At 41.2% G+C, this 18450-nt stretch carries 21 protein-coding genes, 1 riboswitch and 1 other annotated feature; of the genes, 14 read left to right on the top strand and 7 right to left on the bottom strand.

The window, feature by feature from the left end; all coding sequences use genetic code 11:
* Nucleotides 1-6: 6 nt before the first annotated feature.
* Entirely contained in the window at nucleotides 7-786 is a 780-nt protein-coding gene (locus tag AMD01_RS09800) for an undecaprenyl-diphosphate phosphatase (RefSeq protein ID WP_053401222.1), read from the bottom strand.
* A 251-nt stretch (nucleotides 787-1037) separates the two neighbouring features.
* Between AMD01_RS09800 and AMD01_RS09795 the strand changes: the two genes are divergently transcribed.
* Nucleotides 1038-1400: a hypothetical protein gene (locus AMD01_RS09795; protein ID WP_053401221.1), complete on the top strand. Its 363-nt coding sequence runs from the start codon at nucleotides 1038-1040 to the stop codon at nucleotides 1398-1400.
* Nucleotides 1401-1449: 49 nt separating this feature from the next.
* Here AMD01_RS09795 and AMD01_RS09790 read toward each other — a convergent pair whose 3' ends face one another.
* Nucleotides 1450-1665, bottom strand: a complete 216-nt coding sequence (locus AMD01_RS09790; protein ID WP_053401220.1) for a hypothetical protein — start codon at nucleotides 1663-1665, stop codon at nucleotides 1450-1452.
* 104 nt (nucleotides 1666-1769) lie between these two features.
* Between AMD01_RS09790 and AMD01_RS24465 the strand changes: the two genes are divergently transcribed.
* From AMD01_RS24465 to abc-f, 6 genes are all read left to right on the top strand, one after another.
* The gene (locus AMD01_RS24465) at nucleotides 1770-1919 is read left to right on the top strand and encodes a hypothetical protein (protein ID WP_169775950.1); all 150 of its coding nucleotides are present in this window, start codon (nucleotides 1770-1772) and stop codon (nucleotides 1917-1919) included.
* Between the two features lie 92 nt (nucleotides 1920-2011).
* On the top strand, nucleotides 2012-4186 hold the full coding sequence (locus tag AMD01_RS09785) for a peptidoglycan D,D-transpeptidase FtsI family protein (RefSeq protein WP_053401219.1): 2175 nt from the start codon (nucleotides 2012-2014) through the stop codon (nucleotides 4184-4186).
* A 108-nt stretch (nucleotides 4187-4294) separates the two neighbouring features.
* Nucleotides 4295-4855, top strand: a complete 561-nt coding sequence (locus tag AMD01_RS09780; RefSeq protein WP_053401218.1) for a GNAT family N-acetyltransferase — start codon at nucleotides 4295-4297, stop codon at nucleotides 4853-4855.
* Nucleotides 4852-5289 (top strand): GNAT family N-acetyltransferase, encoded by a 438-nt coding sequence (locus tag AMD01_RS09775; RefSeq protein ID WP_053401217.1) that lies wholly within the window; start codon nucleotides 4852-4854, stop codon nucleotides 5287-5289. The genes AMD01_RS09780 and AMD01_RS09775 overlap by 4 nt, the downstream gene beginning before the upstream one ends.
* A gap of 43 nt (nucleotides 5290-5332) precedes the next feature.
* Complete coding sequence (locus AMD01_RS09770) at nucleotides 5333-5776, top strand: hypothetical protein (protein ID WP_053401216.1); 444 nt, start codon at nucleotides 5333-5335, stop codon at nucleotides 5774-5776.
* A gap of 294 nt (nucleotides 5777-6070) precedes the next feature.
* Nucleotides 6071-7723, top strand: coding sequence for a ribosomal protection-like ABC-F family protein (abc-f, locus tag AMD01_RS09765; protein ID WP_053401215.1), 1653 nt, complete (start codon nucleotides 6071-6073; stop codon nucleotides 7721-7723).
* A 42-nt stretch (nucleotides 7724-7765) separates the two neighbouring features.
* Here the strand turns inward: abc-f and AMD01_RS09760 are convergent, their stop codons facing one another.
* From AMD01_RS09760 to AMD01_RS09750, 3 genes are all read right to left on the bottom strand, one after another.
* Nucleotides 7766-8338 carry a GNAT family N-acetyltransferase gene (locus AMD01_RS09760; RefSeq protein ID WP_053401752.1) on the bottom strand — a complete coding sequence of 191 codons (573 nt, stop codon included), beginning with the start codon at nucleotides 8336-8338 and terminating at the stop codon, nucleotides 7766-7768.
* Nucleotides 8339-8406: 68 nt separating this feature from the next.
* A complete protein-coding gene (locus AMD01_RS09755) occupies nucleotides 8407-9045 on the bottom strand; it encodes an SdpI family protein (protein ID WP_053401214.1) in 639 nt (212 codons plus the stop codon).
* A gap of 13 nt (nucleotides 9046-9058) precedes the next feature.
* Entirely contained in the window at nucleotides 9059-9322 is a 264-nt protein-coding gene (locus AMD01_RS09750) for an autorepressor SdpR family transcription factor (protein ID WP_053401213.1), read from the bottom strand.
* Nucleotides 9323-9813: 491 nt separating this feature from the next.
* Here AMD01_RS09750 and AMD01_RS09745 point away from each other — a divergent pair, with 491 nt between their 5' ends.
* Complete coding sequence (locus AMD01_RS09745; protein WP_169775949.1) at nucleotides 9814-10416, top strand: GrpB family protein; 603 nt, start codon at nucleotides 9814-9816, stop codon at nucleotides 10414-10416.
* Nucleotides 10406-10909, top strand: a complete 504-nt coding sequence (locus AMD01_RS09740; protein ID WP_053401211.1) for an NUDIX hydrolase — start codon at nucleotides 10406-10408, stop codon at nucleotides 10907-10909. Before AMD01_RS09745 ends, AMD01_RS09740 begins: the two co-directional genes overlap by 11 nt.
* A gap of 257 nt (nucleotides 10910-11166) precedes the next feature.
* On the opposite strand, the gene AMD01_RS09735 is transcribed toward AMD01_RS09740, so the two are convergent.
* On the bottom strand, nucleotides 11167-12369 hold the full coding sequence (locus AMD01_RS09735) for a dicarboxylate/amino acid:cation symporter (protein ID WP_211263392.1): 1203 nt from the start codon (nucleotides 12367-12369) through the stop codon (nucleotides 11167-11169).
* A gap of 292 nt (nucleotides 12370-12661) precedes the next feature.
* Nucleotides 12662-12877: riboswitch (cyclic di-AMP (ydaO/yuaA leader) on the top strand.
* 105 nt (nucleotides 12878-12982) lie between these two features.
* On the opposite strand from AMD01_RS09735, the gene AMD01_RS09730 reads away from it, so the two are divergent.
* The 4 genes from AMD01_RS09730 to AMD01_RS09715 all read left to right on the top strand — a co-directional run bounded on the left by AMD01_RS09730 (nucleotide 12983) and on the right by AMD01_RS09715 (nucleotide 16196).
* Complete coding sequence (locus AMD01_RS09730; RefSeq protein WP_053401209.1) at nucleotides 12983-13399, top strand: CBS domain-containing protein; 417 nt, start codon at nucleotides 12983-12985, stop codon at nucleotides 13397-13399.
* Nucleotides 13400-13451: 52 nt separating this feature from the next.
* Nucleotides 13452-13696: a binding site (T-box leader), on the top strand.
* Between the two features lie 92 nt (nucleotides 13697-13788).
* Nucleotides 13789-14772 carry a tryptophan--tRNA ligase gene (trpS, locus tag AMD01_RS09725; RefSeq protein WP_053401208.1) on the top strand — a complete coding sequence of 328 codons (984 nt, stop codon included), beginning with the start codon at nucleotides 13789-13791 and terminating at the stop codon, nucleotides 14770-14772.
* A gap of 81 nt (nucleotides 14773-14853) precedes the next feature.
* Complete coding sequence (locus AMD01_RS09720; protein ID WP_053401207.1) at nucleotides 14854-15642, top strand: class I SAM-dependent methyltransferase; 789 nt, start codon at nucleotides 14854-14856, stop codon at nucleotides 15640-15642.
* Nucleotides 15643-15710: 68 nt separating this feature from the next.
* Nucleotides 15711-16196, top strand: coding sequence for a DinB family protein (locus tag AMD01_RS09715; protein WP_053401751.1), 486 nt, complete (start codon nucleotides 15711-15713; stop codon nucleotides 16194-16196).
* A 17-nt stretch (nucleotides 16197-16213) separates the two neighbouring features.
* Here the strand turns inward: AMD01_RS09715 and AMD01_RS09710 are convergent, their stop codons facing one another.
* Nucleotides 16214-16759, bottom strand: coding sequence for a DUF3231 family protein (locus AMD01_RS09710; RefSeq protein WP_053401206.1), 546 nt, complete (start codon nucleotides 16757-16759; stop codon nucleotides 16214-16216).
* Between the two features lie 157 nt (nucleotides 16760-16916).
* Here AMD01_RS09710 and AMD01_RS09705 point away from each other — a divergent pair, with 157 nt between their 5' ends.
* Entirely contained in the window at nucleotides 16917-18434 is a 1518-nt protein-coding gene (locus AMD01_RS09705; RefSeq protein ID WP_053401205.1) for an FAD-dependent oxidoreductase, read from the top strand.
* The last annotated feature ends 16 nt before the right edge of the window (nucleotides 18435-18450 follow it).

Raw genomic sequence — 18450 nt, 5'->3', positions numbered from 1 at the left:
CTCTTTTTAAAATCGTCCAGTCATTTGGAAGAATAAAATAAGGCCTCCTAACCCCCACACATACACAGCAAACAGCTTTAAAGAATGATTTTTTAAATACCCAATCATCCATTTTACCGCCACATAGCCAAAAAGAGCAGAGGAAAGGGTACCTACAAACAGTGAAAAAAGAGAAATCGATTCGACTTTACCGCCCATCACATCGCTCAGCTGTAAAATCATCGCGCCAACGATCGCAGGTGTGGAAAGAAGAAAAGAGAAATAGGCCGCCGTTTCACGATCAAGCTTTCTGATAAGCGCTGCCACAATCGTAAGTCCAGAACGTGAAATAGCTGGAAAAATGGCCGCTGCTTGAAACGTTCCAATAACAAACGCATCTGTATAGGTAATGTCATCCATTTTTTTTCGTCCGTTTTTGATGGAATCTGCGAACCATAAAAATAGGCCCGTCACTAAAAACTCCCATCCTATCGTAACCCCCGTCTTCGATATGGTTTCAAAGTAATCTTTAAAAAGTAAGCCTACCACTACTGCAGGGATCGTTCCGACAATAAGGAGAAAGGTTAGTTTGCTAAACGGTTTTTTAATCATATGTACGAATTCGTCTTTGTAAAAAACAAATACGGCTAGTACCGTTCCGATATGAAGCATCGTATCGAGAAATAAGCCTGCCTCGTCTAATCCAAATAAATGCCTACCTAAATAGAGATGACCTGTACTGCTAATCGGTAAAAACTCCGTAAGACCTTGAATAATACCTAAAATAAGTGATTCAAACCACGACATACACACACCCTCCGTTCCGTAGACAACCTCTTTTTAACTATATGAATGCTGTCCCGAAATAGTACGTAATCGTGACATTAGGAGAGATTTTAAGAAAACATCAAAACCGTTGGTAAAATCATCAAAAAAGGGGGAACATATAAGCAAGAAGAGGGGTGGATGATACATGTGGCTCCCACGACCAATTTCAGGGATGATTCGACTGAAATTATGTTTAAATCAGCAGACGTGTGTCAGGAAGGGAGAGCATAATGAGGAAGTTAATTGTATTTGCGCTTATTTTATCTGCGATTCGCTACCTTTATATCAGTACAGCTGGATTAAGGGAAGCAGCGCCTATGATGCTGCTGCGATATGAGTGGAGCAACGAAGCCTACTATGCTGGGTTGACGTTCGGTTTGCTTTTACTTGGCTCTGCGATTGGTTATCTGGTGAACAATCCGTTTTTCAAGCATTTAACGATTGGTCTATTAATTGTAGAAGCGGTTTATTTATTCGTAACGGCTATTATCCTTTTCTTAAATGGTGAACCGGTGATGGGGTTTTCACTGTTGACAAATGGGGTCATCAATATTCTCGTAATCGGATTTATGCGCTATGCCGAGAAAAAATAAAACAGCACTCTGCATTTGTACGGAGTGCTGATTAATACGCGAGGAATGTTTAAAGGTATTCACTCATGAAGGTAATCATATCTAGGCTGGATGAATGGTTTGAGGGAGTTTTGGGAAAGTGGTGTTTTGGAATGAACCAGTGTCCTCCTACTTGAATGCAATCTGCATATGCATGGTGTTCACAAAGCTCCACTACTTCCTGGTGATGCAGGTTTAATAATGCTCCTACTTCCTGTGTGCTATAGTACAGTGCATTTCCTGGCATTTAATCACCCCTTTTGTCGAAAAAATGGATCTTTATTCCACTATATCATGAGATCAGACAAAAGTAGATAGGAGAAAAGCACTTAAATTTGAATAATCAAACTATTGGAACGAATTAGTGATAAAAAAATAGCGAGAATTTCTAGAGAGAACGTGATAAAGTTAGGAGTCGGTGAACATCTTCCTGAATGCTTTTTCACCGCAAACGGAATTTGCAGGAATACGACTAGTAAAATAGAAGGAATTGCACGCTAATTTTTGTAGAATTGGTGTATAAACTTTCTATTATTATACTTATTTTGTATACTAGTGTAGATGAATGTTTAAAAGGGTAGGAGACGTAGTACATGAAAAAGACGAACAAAGCAAAAAAGAAGAAAAAAACACACATTCCTCTTCGAATGAATTTACTGTTTTTTGTCGTATTTTTACTTTTTTCTGTTCTCATTTTGAGACTAGGATTTGTTCAAATTGTAAGTGGTGAAAACTACAAACGTGAAGTCGAAAAAACGGAGGACGTAACGGTAGACAACCCCGTACCACGTGGGAAAATCATTGATCGATACAACCGAGTTGTAGTGGATAATGAGCCGCTCAATTCTGTTACATACACACGTTTGAGCACAACTAAAGCACAAGACAAGCTAGAAGTGGCTGAAAAGTTGTCAAAAATGATCAAATTCAGCGACAAAGATCTTAAAAAAGTGACAGAACGTGACAAAAAAGATTTCTGGATTTTGAAGCATCCAGAAGAAGCTCAAAAGAAAGTATCGGCAGTAGAAATAAAAAAATTATCCAACGCTGAAGTCTATAAGCTGCAGCTTGAGCGCGTGACAGATAAAGAAATTAAAAGCGTCGAAAAAGATCTACCGCTTATTTTAATTTATAGCCGCATGAACGCTGGCTATGCGATGACACAGCAGAGTGTTAAAAACCAAAACGTGTCTAATTCTGAATACGCAGTGGTGAGTGAACACCTTGATGAACTTCCTGGTGTTGAAACGACGACGTATTGGCAACGTAAAAACTTATATGGTCAAACACTACGTTCTATTTTAGGAGACGTGACGAGCCCATCAGAAGGTTTGCCAAGAGAACAGCTTGATTATTTCCTTTCACATGGATATAGCCGGAATGACCAAGTAGGAAAAAGTTATATTGAGCAGCAATATGAAAGCATGTTGATTGGTCAAAAAGCAAAAGTGAAAAACGTTACCGATAAATCTGGACAGGTGAAGGAAACGAAAACCGTCTTTGACGGTGAGCGTGGACATGACATCGTACTAACCGTTGATATCCAACTTCAAAAGGTGTTAGATGATGTTGTAACACAAAAGCTTATCGAATATAAAACAGCCAAAGCAGGAACACAATATCTTGACCGTGCGTTTATCGTCTTAATGGACCCCAATACAGGAGACATTTTAGCGATGGTCGGGAAGAAGTACAATAAGAAAACGGGGAAAATTGATGACTATGCGCTAGGGAATATTAACTCGGCGTACGAGATGGGATCTGCCGTTAAGGGGGCTACGTCCCTTGCAGGATTAGACTCTGGTGCGATTAGCCAGTACACACGTTTCCCAGATACAGCGCTGAAGTTCAGAGGAACGCCGCCTAAAAAATCTTCTCATTCACCGTACTCAGCACCAAATGTACGAGAAGCATTAGAAGTATCGTCAAACGTATTTATGTGGAGAACGGTCATTGCGATCGGAAACGGCCACTACGGATACGATCAGCCGCTTCATATTGATTCAAACATTTTATCGACGATGCGCAATTATTACAGTCAATTCGGTTTAGGGGTTAAAACAGGAATTGATCTGCCAAATGAAACAATCGGTTACCGAGCAAACAAACCACCTCTTGGTAACGTAATTGATATTGGGATTGGTCAGCTTGACACGTATACACCGCTTCAAATGGCACAGTATATTTCGACAATTGCCAACAATGGCTATCGTATGCAGCCGCACATCGTGAAGGAAATTCGCACGCCAAGCGATAATCCTGATGAACAAGGTGAGCTTGTGTACGCAAGTCAACCAACAGTGCTGAACCGTATTGTTATGTCACAGAAAAATATTGACGTAATAAAAGAAGGGATGCGCCGAGTTGTTGTTGGAACACACGGAACATCAGCTAAATATTACACAGGTCAATACAGCCGTTACAGCGGTCTTCGTAACATCGTTGCGGCGAAAACAGGTACAGCTGAGACATTCGTTTATGGAACGGGAAAAGCGAATCCTCCTGAAGTACGTAACTCAACGTACGTAGGATTTGCACCATACAACAACCCGCAAATCGCGTTTGCAGCCGTAGCACCAGCAGCTTATACGCCTGGTTATGACAACGGACTAAGTAAAGAAATTGCCAATGAGGCACTCTATCAATACTTCAAGCTACGCTCAGAAGGTCAGCAAAAGCTTGAGGATGCAAATTCAAATCCAGGCAATGAGCTCGATTCAAAGCCTGACCCAGCTGGCACGACTAGTACGGATACAGCAGGTAATTAATTCAAAAGCATGAAGCCTCTCGCTTCATGCTTTTTTTTTGTAAAAAGTAATCATAAGACCACTCCTGCGCCGATACCCTGTGATAAAGGTGTTTTAAGGGGGAGAACAATGGTTACGTTACGCTATTTTACAAAAAGTGATTTTCAGCAGTTGATCAAATGGGTTTACACTGAAGAGGTATTGTTACAGATTGCCGGTGGAGCGTTTACGTACCCACTTACGCCAAGACAGCTAAAGGCATACATAAAAGGCGCAAACGAAGAAGGGAGCTCCTCTTATATCTTTACCGCACTGGAAAATGGAACGGGACGTGTGATAGGACATATCGCGATCGGAAGAATCGATTATGAAAACGGTTCAGGAAGAATCGCAAAAGTTCTCATCGGAAATCCAGATGGTCGAAAACAAGGCCTCGGTACAAGCATGGTAGAAGAGGTGCTGAAATTTGGCTTTGAACAACTTGGACTTCATCGCATATCACTAGGCGTTTTTCACTCCAACATCACTGCGCTACGCGTGTATGAGAGAATTGGTTTTCGACAAGAAGGGGTGCTACGTGATATAAAGAAAGTAGGAGAGAATTATTGGAGTTTAATTGAAATGAGTATGCTTGAGCATGAATGGCGAGAACGAGCGAATTTAATTGAGACAAAGGGGATAATAAGATGACAATATCAATGGCTCACATGAAGGAATTAAGAACGCAGGAAGAGTTTCTACGCGCGTACCCAATTATGAGACAGCTTCGCACCGAGCTATCAGAAGGTGAGTATCTAGGTCTCTTAAAAAACATGGTAACAGAAGGCTACCAGCTTTTAGCTCTTTGGCTAGAAGACGAGATTGTGGCACTTGCTGGCTGCAAAATTCAAACGAATTTTTACTATGGGAAACATGTATACGTCTTTGATCTAATCACGGATGAAGCAAGTCGTTCCAAAACCTATGGAAAACAGCTTCTTGAGTCAGTAGAGCAATGGGCACGAGCTGAAGGCTGTACAAACATAGCACTTGCATCAGCTACTCACCGCGTAGGGGCGCATCGTTTTTATGAAGAAAAGATGCATTTCACAAAACCAAGCTATGAATTTGTGAAGAAGCTGTAACTTTTAGTATGATAGATAGCATGTATAAAAAGGAGGTGAACGTATGGGAAGTATGTATTTTGCTCTTGCAGTAGTTATTGCCGTTTTAGGGCTTACGTTTATTTATAAAAGAACCTATGAAAAAATCGGGGTCATTGTCCAGGAAAATAGTAAGGATATACATAAAAAGATTTCCAAAGCACAAAACATCATGTTTCTTCAAAGTGCGGTATTTGAGATCATTCCAATTTTATTAATCGTGATTGGATTTATTGATTTACCATCTGAAACTCTTTCGCCCAAAACAGTCGTCACGTTACTTATCTCTATTGGTGGCTGGGTTGTTGGAGTAATGGCAGCTAGACGTATGAAAAAAGTAGCACAGGAGCGTTTACCAAACGGAGTCGGTCAGCTACTATCAGGCCTGCTTTTAATTCAAATCATGACCATGAGCGCTTTTCCAGTCATTTCGATTATCTGTCACCTGCTGATCTTTAATCGCGCATAAAAATGCATCTTTTGTGATTGGAAAATATATGGTATACTAAAAGTAATATTTAAACGAGAGGAATGATGGGTGGACGATGATTAACTAATCTTATTTTTTATCAATTGAAATTAAATATTTCAACTTGTACAAAAGATAGGATTAGTCTGCCCATTTTTCAATGTTCGGTATTTCATATAATGCACGCGCTACGACTCGTAGCTTTTTTCCGCATGCATTGTATAAGACTAGTCCTTCCAATTGACTTTGGGAGGATTTTTTTATTCTCCCTTTAATGGAAAGGGACGTGTTCGTATGAAAGAACTACTAAAACTGCAGCAACTTAGCTATGAAATAAATGATCTTGTCATTTTTGAAAAAGCAAACGCCACCGTTCAGCAGGGAGACGTGATTGGACTGATTGGTAAAAACGGAGCTGGGAAGTCAACATTATTACAGCTTCTGCTTGGGACGATTCGTCCATCCGGTGGGGAAATACACGATTTTCACACAGCATTTACGATGGAAATGATCCAGCAAGAGACAGAGTCACATCCAGAACAGGAAAAAAATGTTCTAGAAGCAAAACTACTAGAGATGTGGAGGGTACCATCTAATCCATTTGAACAACTAAGCGGTGGTGAAAAATTGAAATCACGTCTCGCTAGAGGATTTTCGAAAGAAGCCGATCTTCTGCTGTTAGATGAGCCGACAAATCACCTTGATCAAGAAAGTATGGAAATGCTCGCTGCTTATCTAACATCATACCCGGGAACGATCATCGTTGTTTCTCATGATCGCCTGTTTTTAGATAAAGTCACAACAAAGATTTGGTCCATTGAGCAAAAAAAGCTCATTGAACATAGAGGAAACTACTCGAGCTATATGGAAGCGCGAAAACAAAGGCGACTGAGTCAGCAACGAGAATATGAGAAGCAGCAAAAGATGGTTGAGCGCATTGAGACCCAACTAGATCAGCTCTCATCCTGGTCTGAGAAAGCCCACAGTCAGTCGACGAAAAAAGAAGGTTTTAAGGAATATCATAGGGTAAAGGCGAAACGAACAGACTCTCAAATTAAATCAAAACAGAAGCGACTTCAAAAAGAATTAGATCGAATTGATGCAAAGCCCGTTGAAGAAGAGTATGACGTTCATTTTTCGATGACAGCCAATCAAAAGGTTGGAAAACGCTTTTTAGAAGTGAAAAACTTAACGAAATCGTATGGAGAACGAATCCTATTTCAAGATGCTTATTTTACGATTCAGCACGGCGAAAAAATAGCGCTAACAGGACCCAATGGAGCAGGGAAAACGACCTTATTAAATATACTATTAGGAAGAGAAGAAGCAGTGGGAGACGTATGGATTTCTCCTTCTGCTCAGGTTGGATACTTAACACAGGAAGTATTTGATCTCCCACTTCATCAAACGCCTGAGGAGCTGTTTTACCGAGACAACTTTGCGGACAGAGGGAAAGTTCAAAACTTGATGAAGCATTTAGGCTTCATCCCTTCACAGTGGAAGGAGCCGATTGAGTTGATGAGTATGGGGGAGCGTATTAAATGTAAGTTGATGATGTACATTCTAGAGGAAAGAGACGTACTTGTATTAGACGAACCGACCAACCACTTAGATCTGCCGTCGCGTGAGCAGCTCGAGGAAACGCTCGCTCATTACAAGGGTACGCTCGTAATTGTCTCACATGATGGGTATTTCATTGAAAAAACGACTACGGAGAAGCTTGTCATTGCTGATCAGCGAATCTACAAAGTCACTGACCGGCTTCCAACCGCTCAGCGTGAGGATAAAGAAGAGTTAACACTAAAGCTTGAGACCGAGCGTCAAGAAGTGTTAGGAAAGCTAAGCTTCATTAGCATGAATGATCCGCTATACAAAGATCTTGATCGCAAGTTTAACGAGCTAACAAAAGACATTCAAGAACTTAAAAACCAAAATCGTTTCGCTTAGAAACAAAGCCACGGCATAAGTAAGAGCCGTGGCTTTTCTGTATTATAAACGATCATCTCGCCATTCATTTCGTAAAATGGAATAAAGCTTTAAATCCTGATGCTGCTCTTTCACATAAAGCGCTCTTCGTATCGTACCTTCGTAAGACATTCCTGCCTTCTCCATGACACGTGCAGACGCCACGTTATCAACCATACAGCGCGCTTGAATTCGCTCTAGTTCCATATTGTGAAAACCAAAGTCGATGAGAGCTTCGGCGGCTTCACTTGTGTAGCCCTTGTTCCAAAAACTACGCCCGATGGTATAGCCGATTTCAGCGGTATAGTGCTGTGGCTGCCAGGCAACAAAATCGATGGTACCTATAAAATCATCCGTTTCTTTTACAACCATTCCCCAAGGCGCAATATCATGCTTGCGATACTGTTCAATTACAAATTGAACAAATGCCTGAGTGGCACCGATTGTCGTATGAACAGGCCAGGTCACATACCTTGCGACTTCAGGGTCAGATGCATACGCATAGATCGCTTTTGTATCCTTTGCTTTGACTTTGCGTAGCAGTAGACGTTCTGTTTCAATTGTTGGTAGATCTCGGTATATATCTGCGATTTTCATTATTCCACTCCCCATCTACCTCCTAGTATACCAAAGGGCGAAGGAGAGAAGTTGAAAAATTCTGTTTGTTAGGTCAATTCTTTTCGATACACCATGTACGAATGGACAGTTGGAACAATGACCAGTATGACAATAATAGGAATGATGATCCAATTAAGAAGGGAAGCGGGTAAAAATACAAGTAGAAAAAAGATAACTCCAGATACAAAATAGAGCTTTGAGGTGAAACGGTGAGTCTTACGCCAAACGCTATCATTGCTCAATGCCCACGGTGTACGAATGCCCACGAAAAAGTTCGGTCGTACTTTCGGCATAAAGTTTCCAATGACTAAAAAGATAATTCCCAGAACAATGGGTGCAATACGAGTCATAGGAATATCATAACCCGCATTCCATAGTACGACAAAGATATTTACGCCTGACAGAACGAGCATAATGACACTCGTCATAATCCCATAGCTAGATGAAAAGGCTTTGTAATTATTCTTTTTTGGATCCATTCGCGGGGCAAAAATAAGCAGCACATATAGTAGAACCAAAATGCCATTTAGCATCAGAAAAGTAGAGAGCTTTGAGCTATAACCATTTACTTCTCCAGATCCAATTGACCAATGATTAGCCATTTGAGCCGGCAATGTACTGTAAAAAAATACCCAAACGCCCAAACTTGCGATAATCGCCAACAGCGGTAAGATGTGTTTTTTCATGAGTAAGTCTCCCTTAATCATTTTTTTTCGCGAAGCCAAGAGCCCAGCTCATAATATCTTGAAAAACGGTGGTGTTGAGTGAATACAACACATATTGCCCTTGTTTTTCATCATGAACGAGGTCCGCCTGCTTTAAAATCTTCAAATGCTGAGAAATACTTGGTTTAGACATGTTGAAATGATCGGATATTTCCCCAGCAGTCAAATCCTTTTCTTTTAGAAGGTCAAGAATTTTTCTTCTAGTCGGATCAGAGAGGGCTTTAAAGGTATCATTCACCACATGACCTCCTTAATTAGTTATTTAAGTAATTACTTAATTAATTAAATTATATGTCAAACAGTAAAGGTTGGCAAGTGACGAATGCCTAAAAATGGAACAAAATGCAAATAAGCGAAATTACCCCCTCATCCAAATAGCCAGGTAACTTCGCTTATTGTTAGTAATACGTGCAACTGTTTCTCTTTACTTACTTCCTTTTGCATGATGCGCGCGCTCCACTTTAATCGTAAAGTATGTCACGAGAAAAGCTGTGACAGCAGCGAGCAAAGAGAAAAGGGTTTTTACCTTCTTCAAGGTCAACCCTCCTTTTCATCGTTCATAGTCTATATTTGGAATAAAAACTGTCCTTACTGATCATACCCTATTTCCCTTATTTTTTGAAATACTTTGTAGAGGAAGAAGATGAAGTAACTTTTTTCTGAATAATCGTACAATTTTGTTTTAAAATGTGCTATGCTATTAAACAACTTTATTTTTTTGAGGTGAACATGATGGAAATTACAGTGACTTCATACAATCAAGGGTGGCCGTTACTTTTTCAATCTGAACAAGAGCAACTAGATCAACTTTTAAAAGATGTACATCCCACAATCGAGCATATCGGCAGCACGTCTATTCCCGGACTGTTAGCCAAACCTATTATTGATATGATGATTGGCTTAAAGCGCCCTGAAGAAATGGAGCTTGCAACAGAAGCATTGGTGCAGGCTGGATACATTTACGTTGAATCATTCAATGCTATTATTCCCGAACGACGCTTTTTTATCGCTTTAAAAGACGGGGTGTTTCGTGAGGATTATCCAAACATTATCACAAAAGACCCAGACATCCATATTCCAAGCCATACACACCGATTCGCTCACATTCATTTGACTCTCATGGACTCGCCATTTTGGACGGATCATCTTGCATTCCGAAATTATTTGCGAACGAATGAGGAAGCACGACATGATTACGCTGCTTTGAAGGAAGAGCTCTCAGCAAAACAGTGGAAGAACGGAAATGAATATGCAAAAGCGAAAGGCGCTTTTATTGCAGATATTATTCAAAAAGCCAAAAGTGCCGAAAGCATGACGCCACATGTCAGCTGATTACAATCGCCGTTTAGGCGTATATGCCATTTGTGAAAAGGATGGAAAACTACTGGTCGTTGATAAACGAACAGGACCGTATAGAGGACGAATTGATCTTCCTGGTGGCGGAGTTGAATCATTTGAAACGATTGAAGAAGCGTTAAAGAGAGAAATTCGAGAAGAAACAGGACTGAATGTCATTGAATCTGTGCGACTTGGAATGAGCGATTTCTTACTTCCATTTTCGGCGGAGGAAACGGGTTATCACATGGCCATTATGTACCATCTTTTATCTTGGGAGGGGAGTGTAACACCGGTTGCCAACCAATTTTCTGGTCAGGATGCTGATGGTGCAAGGTGGGTGCACCCTGATGATATCAAAGTAGAAACAGCTTCTCCTCTTGTAATTGAAGCGATGAAGTGGCTTAAAACCGGGTCTCTTACAGATCATACGACCGTTTTTGATCATTGGACAATTCATTCAAAAACAACTCAGCACGATACGTTTTAACGAAAAGCGCAAACGGCTCTTTAACGCCTGAGCACTTTTTTTGTTGGGATTTTATTCGATGAAAAAACTTGTCTCTTGTTGCAGGTACAATGCTTAGCGAATATATAGGTAAGGATTGCATCCAACAGCAACAAATATTCAAACGGGCAATAACGTCTGCTGCACAAATGCTTGTAGGCCTTTCTGAAAAGCTCCAACTTATGCTTATAAAATTCAAATTGTAAACACAACAAAGGACAGCCGACAGGCTGTCCTTCTTATTCTTTCTCCCATTTGTTCAGTATTACGGCGTTTGCCGCATTTCCAACAACGTTCAGCATCGTACGGAATCCTTCTGTAATCCGGTCTACGCCGGCTACTAATGCAATCCCTTCGAGTGGTAAATGAGCGGCTGTTAGGACCGTTGTCATCATGATAATACCAGCACCGGGAACACCTGCTGTACTGAATGAAACCAAAATGGCACTAATAAAGATTGCTCCGATGACTGCAGGTGATAAATCTACATGAAATAGCTGAGCAACGAAGATCGCATTAAATCCTTGTAGGATACCCGCTCCGTCGCGTTTTAGTGCCGTTCCGAATGGAATCGCGAACCCAGCAATGTCTGATTTTAAGCCATATCCTTGCTTGGCATTGTCAAGCGCTACTGGAAGAGCCGCATTTGAGCTTGCTGTTCCGAAAGCGATGCTAAAAGCGGGCCAGAAGCTTTTGAAAAAGCGAGATGGTGATTCCTTGATGAACAAGATGATTAATGCATAAATCAACATCATCACTAAGATCGCAACTAAAAGACCAATAATGTAAAGTGCCAGCTTTTTTACTAAATCAAAACCTTGTGTGGCAATGACAGAACTAATTAATGCAAATACGCCTATTGGCGCCACGCGTAGAATAACACCAATGATTTTTTCTAAAATTGCATGTAAGCTTTCTGAAAAAGCGATGAACGGCTTCGCCTTATCACCGACCAAGCGAATGCCGATGATGATTAGAACGGCTGAAATAATCACCTGTAGCAAATTCGCTTCTGCAAATGCTTGAAACGGGTTAGTCGGTATAATTGATACGAGCCAATCGATTAAATTTTGTCCTTTTTCTGTCTTAGGCGCTTCTAATCCGCCTGCTCCACTTACACCTTGTCCTGGCTTCAAGACAAAAGCAGTAAGTAGGCCGATCGCAAGTGATACGGCACTAGTGACGATGTACAGCAGAAGCAGCTTTGTCGTATAAGAACCAACTTTGCTTGAATCACGTAGCCCTGTAAAACCGATGAGTAATGACGTGAACACAAGAGGTACGACAACAAATTGGATGAGATGTAAAAATGCCTGCCCAATAGGCGTTAAAATATATTTGTCTAAAAACCCAACGTGACCAGGGAGGAAACCGTTCAACAAGGCACCCACAATGATCCCTAAAATAAGCCCTAACGTAATTTTAGTGGAAAGTTTCATCATCTTTCTCCTTTTAATTCATAGTATATCGATAAGAATTGTATTATTACTAACAAGGGTTTATCATACAATAGTATTCAAAAAAAATCCACTATTCTTTTTATGGTTTAGCTTGCCCGATAAAAGGGAAGATAACAGGTGCAGTCAGGATCTTTTTGCCAGTTTTAAAAGGGAATTCGCCTTTTTTTATCGAATACATAGGTGTAGGAATAGAAGCAAAATGACTGTTGTAACAGGGGGATATAAAAGTTTGACAGGGTAAATCAACATGTGTAATATAACGAAGGATAATATGAAAACAATAGCGCTCAATCCGAATAGGAGCGGGGGAACCACGACAAGTACTTCATGTACTAGGGGTGAATTCTAGGCATAGCGAGGCATTTCAGCAGAAATTATCTTCGCCTTTTTCCATGCCGCCATTTTTGCATGTTCATACAAAAATGAAGAAAGGGCGACTCTCACTAGCCCTAACCCGACAGCTAACCTCGTCAGCGTAATGAGAGAATCGGTGAACACGCCATTCATTCATTGCAAACAACCAATCAAAAACCGTTCGTTCAGATGGTTTTTGGATAGACTAAGAAGGATCGAGACAAAAGGAGACTGGGAAACAATGAATGTTGCATTTTTTTTAATTCCAAAAATTGAAGTCGTAACCGTAAACATTCATTCATCAATGCGTCAAGCGCTTGAAAAAATGGAGTATCATCGTTATGCAGCGGTTCCACTTATTGATAATGAGGGGAAATACGTTGGAACATTGACTGAAGGGGACATTTTATGGAAAATCAAATCCCTTGAAAATTTTAATATGTTCGAGCTTGAAGATATTCCAATTTCAGATGTGGCGCGCAGACAAGATAACAAACCTATTTCAATTAATGATGAAATGACAAGTATTATTTCACAGGCAGCAGAACAAAACTTTGTGCCGGTTGTCGATGATAACGGTGTATTTATCGGGATTATCCGTCGACGTGAAATTATCGAACTATACGCAAGTGAGCTATTACAAAAACAAAATGGATAACGAATAGATTGCACAATATTTTCCAATGTGCTATGATCAGAGAAATTACGATCGAACCGCGATGAGGAAGAGGAGTAATCATTTAGTCGAGACTACAGAGAGCTGGTGGGTAGTGTGAACCAGCGTCGAGCGAATGATGAATGGGCTTCTGAGCAGCAAACCGAACCTTTGTAGTAGGCTTTGCCGTGAACGTCCACACGTTACAATGGATACCGTATCATGTCGTACGGGTGATAAGTGATTTTAAAGCGCGCTTTAAAATAATAAGGGTGGTACCACGGTCCATTCGTCCCTTTTCGTAGGGACGGATGGGCTTTTTTGTGTTTTCAAACTAACTCCTCCGTCCAGAAGTAGATCGTAATTATTGACCAAGAGAGAGGAAGAGAAACATGAAAACAGTTTTTTCAGGCATTCAGCCGAGTGGAGTTATTACGATCGGCAATTATTTAGGCGCAATGAAGCAGTTTGTTCCCTTACAGGAAGATCATGAAAGTTATTTTTGTATTGTCAACCAACATGCGATTACCGTTCCACAGCCACCGACGGAGCTACGAACGAATACACGTCGCTTAGCGGCTTTATATTTAGCAGTCGGACTCGACCCGGAAAAGGCGACCATTTTTATTCAATCTGAAGTACCCGAGCACGCAAGACTTGGATGGATTGTCCAATGCTTAGCTCATATGGGAGAACTCGAGCGAATGACTCAATACAAAGAAAAGTCCCAATCACGGACAGAAGCTATTCCAGCAGGACTTCTTGCTTATCCAACGTTGATGGCAGCTGATATTTTATTATACGGAGCAACGGTGATTCCTGTAGGTGACGACCAATCTCAGCACATCGAGCTCACACGTTTGTTAGCACGACGATTTAATCATCTTTACGGAGACTTATTTACCCTTCCAGAAGGATATAACTCTCCGTTTACTGCTCGCATTCGCTCGTTACAAGATCCTGAAAAGAAAATGAGCAAATCCGACCCGAACCCTCAGAGCTATATCTCGGTCTTAGACACGCCGGAAATCATTCGAAAAAAGGTAAAACGAGCCCAAACCGATTCAGAGGGAATGATTCACTTTGATATGGAGAAAAAACCAGGGGTATCAAATCTCCTTAGTTTGTACAGTGCCTTTAAGAGAATTTCTCTTCAGGAGGCAGAGACCCATTTTAATGGCAGGGGATACGGCGCCTTAAAAGAAGAGGTAGCGGATGCCATTATTGAGGACCTTTCACCAATTCAAGAGAGATTTCAGGATATTTATGCGTCCAACGAACTTGACGATATTTTGACTCAGGGGGCGAAAAAGGCTTCAGCGAAAGCTCGTATCGTGCTTGAGGAAGTCGAGAAACGAATTGGCTTTACCCGCTGAATTTAAGTGGTCAGTATGCGAAAGTTCCCTCATATATATAGGACAGGAAGCGCTGCATTTAGTATAAGGGGGAGCGATAGCATGCAAAAATTAAATCTGAAACAAGCGGCGAAAATGGCGGCCAAACGACAGCACGACGTTCCATATGAATTATTTTCAGCTATGTCAAAGCGTGGCATTTCGCTTACAAATAAAGTAGCAGTGGATATGGGATGCGGAAGCGGAGCATTGACGAGAGAGCTCTCAAACCGAGGAGCGCTCGCCATCGGCATTGATTCAGCAAGAAGTGCCCTAGAAGAGGCAAAATCATTTCCATCTTCTGAGCGCATTCAATATATACAAGCGAGCGCAGAGAAAACAGGTCTTCAAACGTCGAGTATCGATGTAATTACGATCATGAGAGCATGGCAGGAGTTCAATCGCTCAAGAGCGATTAAGGAAATCAACCGAATTTTAACTTCACGTGGCTACGTCATCATTATGGACGGTGGGTTTTTGCCGCGTGATCCGCTAATTAAAGAAACGTTTCACCTCATTCAGCCATATATGCCAACGAATCTATTTCGAAAAGAGCTGTCAAAAAACGAATTAAAATCAGCAACCGATTTGCTTCCTATCGAGTGGTACAAAGAGTGGCAGGAGAGTGGTCTTCACGTCATTGATACAAGTCGAATCGAATACAGCGTTTCTTACTCAACGGAAGAGTGGTGCGGTCGGGTATACTCGTTATCATGGCTTCAACACCTGCCTGAAGCGATTCGCGATCAGCTGTTAGAAGAGCTTTATCTTACACTTCATACACAGGACCCACACGCTAATCACCGCGTTCTGCATGGATGTAACATGGTGATTTTGCAAAAAAGTTCGTGATGAAGAGGATTCTAGCAATTAGCAACGAATCATTTCAAAAGTAAATCTGTAGAGATGAGGGACACATGTTGCTAAAATTCTTTGACTATAACTGGCAAGTACGAGACGAGTGGTTTGACTGGTGCAAGCAACTTGATGAAGAAGAATTGTTCAAGAAGCGAAGTGGAGGCGTAGGCAGCATTTTATATACGCTGTTTCATATCGTTGACGTTGAATATAGTTGGATTCGTGGTATTGGGCAAAAAGAAGACGTGTTGCTTGAATTTGAATCACATCGCTCAATTCAGCAGATTAAGCATTTTTCTGATCGCTGTCGAGAGGAAATAACCGAATTTCTTTTGAACTGGGACGGTAATAAAGAAAAAATGGTGACCGTTCCATGGGATGATACTCCTTATATGGTTGAAGATATTATTCAACATGTGATTGCCCACGAAATTCATCATACTGGTCAGCTATCCGTGTGGGCACGAGAATTACATTTGGAACCAGTCAGCGCCAATGTAGTTGGACGTTCATTTCAATCCTTTAAAAAAGAAGGGTCTCGCCGGTGAGACCCTTCTTTTTTATGTTAATTAGGGCTACCAGGTGGAAGGTACGGAGGGGGAATCCGTAACCACCCGCGCTTTTTCATTAAATTTTTTAAAGGAGCCGCAAATTTCATTAAATGTACTTGAATATCAAAAAACATAATACCTACATCGCTCCGCACGGTTTTAGACATAGCCTGGGCACAATAAATAATAGAAGCAGCAACTTTAACAGAAATTAAATTAGCAAGCTCGTCGTCTGTCAGCTTGGCTCCTTCAGGTATACTGTTTGCTCTTGAGACGGGTTTATTTGCATTCACAAGAGGTAACGGAACTCCTTCATGCAACAAAAACTCTTCAATCATCTTTGTATCTTTTCGACTCGTTTCAAGCGCTTGCTCGAGTACATGAATCAAATCTTGATCAGTCGTGCAATTAATTCCGACTTGATAGAGGGAGTGTGCTTCATGAAACGCGGTGTATGATGTCCATAAATCCATCACCTCTCCAACATGCAGAGGTGGCTTCGGTTCTTCATCTATAAAATTTTTTAGAAGTGATGCGAGTGCTTCAATTCCTTTTGTCATTCGTTACCTCACCCTAGCTTTCTGACGTTTTTTCTCATTATCTCCAGTACAAGTAGAAGTATTCAGGGACTTCTTAAGGAGAAGTTTCTTGTTTGAAGAAAGAAGGTGTTGGCAAAGCTTTTAATAGGTTTTGTTTAGATAGGAGGAGTTTGTAAACATGACAGAAGAACCTAAAAATCATCTTGAGCCTTATTGGAGAGCAGAGATTGACCTTCCACGCTACGAAGCGCTAAAAGAAGACATAGCGGTGGACGTATGTATTGTAGGAGGGGGCATAGCAGGGATTACGACAGCCTACTTATTGAGCAAAGAGGGAGTGAAGGTTGCTTTATTAGAAGCTGACCGAATTGTGAACGGAACGACTGGTCATACGACGGCAAAAGTGACCGCCCAGCACGGGTTAATCTATGACGAACTGATTGAGCATATTGGAGAAGAAAAAACAAAGCTTTATTACGAAATCAATAATGAAGCCAAAAACTTTATTGCTTCTGAAAGCAAGAAGCTTGGCCTTGACTGTGATTTTGTAAGTGAAGCTGCCTGTATTTATGCGACAACCGATTCTTATATGAAGAAGATTGAGAACGAATATGAAGCTTACCAACGTTTAAATATCCCAAGCCTTTTTATCGATGATATTCCGCTACCTTTTGATATTAAAGGCGCCGTTGTGATGAAGGATCAAGCGCAATTTCACCCGGTAAAGTACATCACGAAGTTAGCAGAAGAAATTGTGAAAAATGGTGGGCAGCTATTTGAAGGTACGGTAGCTATTGACGTGGAGAATGAGGAACAGACAAAAGTCGTGACGAAGAATGGACCAAAAGTAACGTGTACATATGTCGTAGCGTGCTCTCACTTTCCGTTTTTTGACGGCAATGGGTTTTACTTTACAAGAATGTATGCAGAGCGTTCCTACGTATTAGCAGTAAAACCTAAAATTGTCTATCCCGGCGGCATGTATTATAGCGCCGAGACACCGACACGCTCTCTTCGATATACGCCTTATCAAGGAGATAAGCTCATTTTAGTGAGTGGTGAAGGACATAAAACAGGACAAGGATCTTCAACGAGCGCTCACTATAAAGCGCTTGAGGAATTTAGCCAACAAACGATTGGCGTTGAAAGCATTCCTTTTCGATGGTCAGCACAGGATCTGATTACGTTAGATAAGGTCCCGTACGTAGGACCGATCACAGATGATAAGCGAAACATTTTAGTTGCGACAGGGTTTCGAAAGTGGGGCATGACAAACGGCACAGCCGCGGCATTTTTGCTGAGAGATATCATCCTGAAACGAGATAATCCGTGCAAAGAAGTCTACAACCCATCCCGTTTCTCCATCGATCCAAGCCTTAAAATGTTTTTCAAAAACAATTTAGACGTAGCAGGTCACCTTTTAGCTGGTAAGCTTCAAAGGCCTGATAAAAAAGCAGAGCACTTGAAAAAGGATGAGGGAGCCGTTGTCTCCGTGAATGGAAAACGCTGCGGGGCCTATCGTGACAAAGAGGGGACGCTCCATTTTGTTGATACAACGTGTACACATCTCGGCTGTGAAGTGGAATGGAATGATGGGGATCGTACTTGGGATTGCCCTTGCCACGGTTCGCGTTTCTCTACTAGTGGAGATGTGATCGAAGGACCAGCGAAAAAACCCCTGGGAAAAATCGACTAAAGATGATTTCTGGAAA

It is taken from the genome of Priestia koreensis, from assembly GCF_001274935.1.
In the GTDB taxonomy this organism is placed as follows: domain Bacteria; phylum Bacillota; class Bacilli; order Bacillales; family Bacillaceae_H; genus Bacillus_AG; species Bacillus_AG koreensis.
This window is presented reverse-complemented; position numbering and strand designations above follow the sequence as displayed.

Coding starts and splice junctions, on each gene's coding strand:
- AMD01_RS09800 (WP_053401222.1), bottom strand. CDS start 786: ATGTCGTGGTTTGAATCACTTATTTTAGGTATTATTCAAGGTCTTACG.
- AMD01_RS09795 (WP_053401221.1), top strand. CDS start 1,038: ATGAGGAAGTTAATTGTATTTGCGCTTATTTTATCTGCGATTCGCTAC.
- AMD01_RS09790 (WP_053401220.1), bottom strand. CDS start 1,665: ATGCCAGGAAATGCACTGTACTATAGCACACAGGAAGTAGGAGCATTA.
- AMD01_RS09785 (WP_053401219.1), top strand. CDS start 2,012: ATGAAAAAGACGAACAAAGCAAAAAAGAAGAAAAAAACACACATTCCT.
- AMD01_RS09780 (WP_053401218.1), top strand. CDS start 4,295: ATGGTTACGTTACGCTATTTTACAAAAAGTGATTTTCAGCAGTTGATC.
- AMD01_RS09775 (WP_053401217.1), top strand. CDS start 4,852: ATGACAATATCAATGGCTCACATGAAGGAATTAAGAACGCAGGAAGAG.
- AMD01_RS09770 (WP_053401216.1), top strand. CDS start 5,333: ATGGGAAGTATGTATTTTGCTCTTGCAGTAGTTATTGCCGTTTTAGGG.
- abc-f (WP_053401215.1), top strand. CDS start 6,071: ATGAAAGAACTACTAAAACTGCAGCAACTTAGCTATGAAATAAATGAT.
- AMD01_RS09760 (WP_053401752.1), bottom strand. CDS start 8,338: ATGAAAATCGCAGATATATACCGAGATCTACCAACAATTGAAACAGAA.
- AMD01_RS09755 (WP_053401214.1), bottom strand. CDS start 9,045: ATGAAAAAACACATCTTACCGCTGTTGGCGATTATCGCAAGTTTGGGC.
- AMD01_RS09745 (WP_169775949.1), top strand. CDS start 9,814: ATGATGGAAATTACAGTGACTTCATACAATCAAGGGTGGCCGTTACTT.
- AMD01_RS09740 (WP_053401211.1), top strand. CDS start 10,406: ATGTCAGCTGATTACAATCGCCGTTTAGGCGTATATGCCATTTGTGAA.
- AMD01_RS09735 (WP_211263392.1), bottom strand. CDS start 12,369: ATGATGAAACTTTCCACTAAAATTACGTTAGGGCTTATTTTAGGGATC.
- AMD01_RS09730 (WP_053401209.1), top strand. CDS start 12,983: ATGAATGTTGCATTTTTTTTAATTCCAAAAATTGAAGTCGTAACCGTA.
- trpS (WP_053401208.1), top strand. CDS start 13,789: ATGAAAACAGTTTTTTCAGGCATTCAGCCGAGTGGAGTTATTACGATC.
- AMD01_RS09720 (WP_053401207.1), top strand. CDS start 14,854: ATGCAAAAATTAAATCTGAAACAAGCGGCGAAAATGGCGGCCAAACGA.
- AMD01_RS09710 (WP_053401206.1), bottom strand. CDS start 16,759: ATGACAAAAGGAATTGAAGCACTCGCATCACTTCTAAAAAATTTTATA.
- AMD01_RS09705 (WP_053401205.1), top strand. CDS start 16,917: ATGACAGAAGAACCTAAAAATCATCTTGAGCCTTATTGGAGAGCAGAG.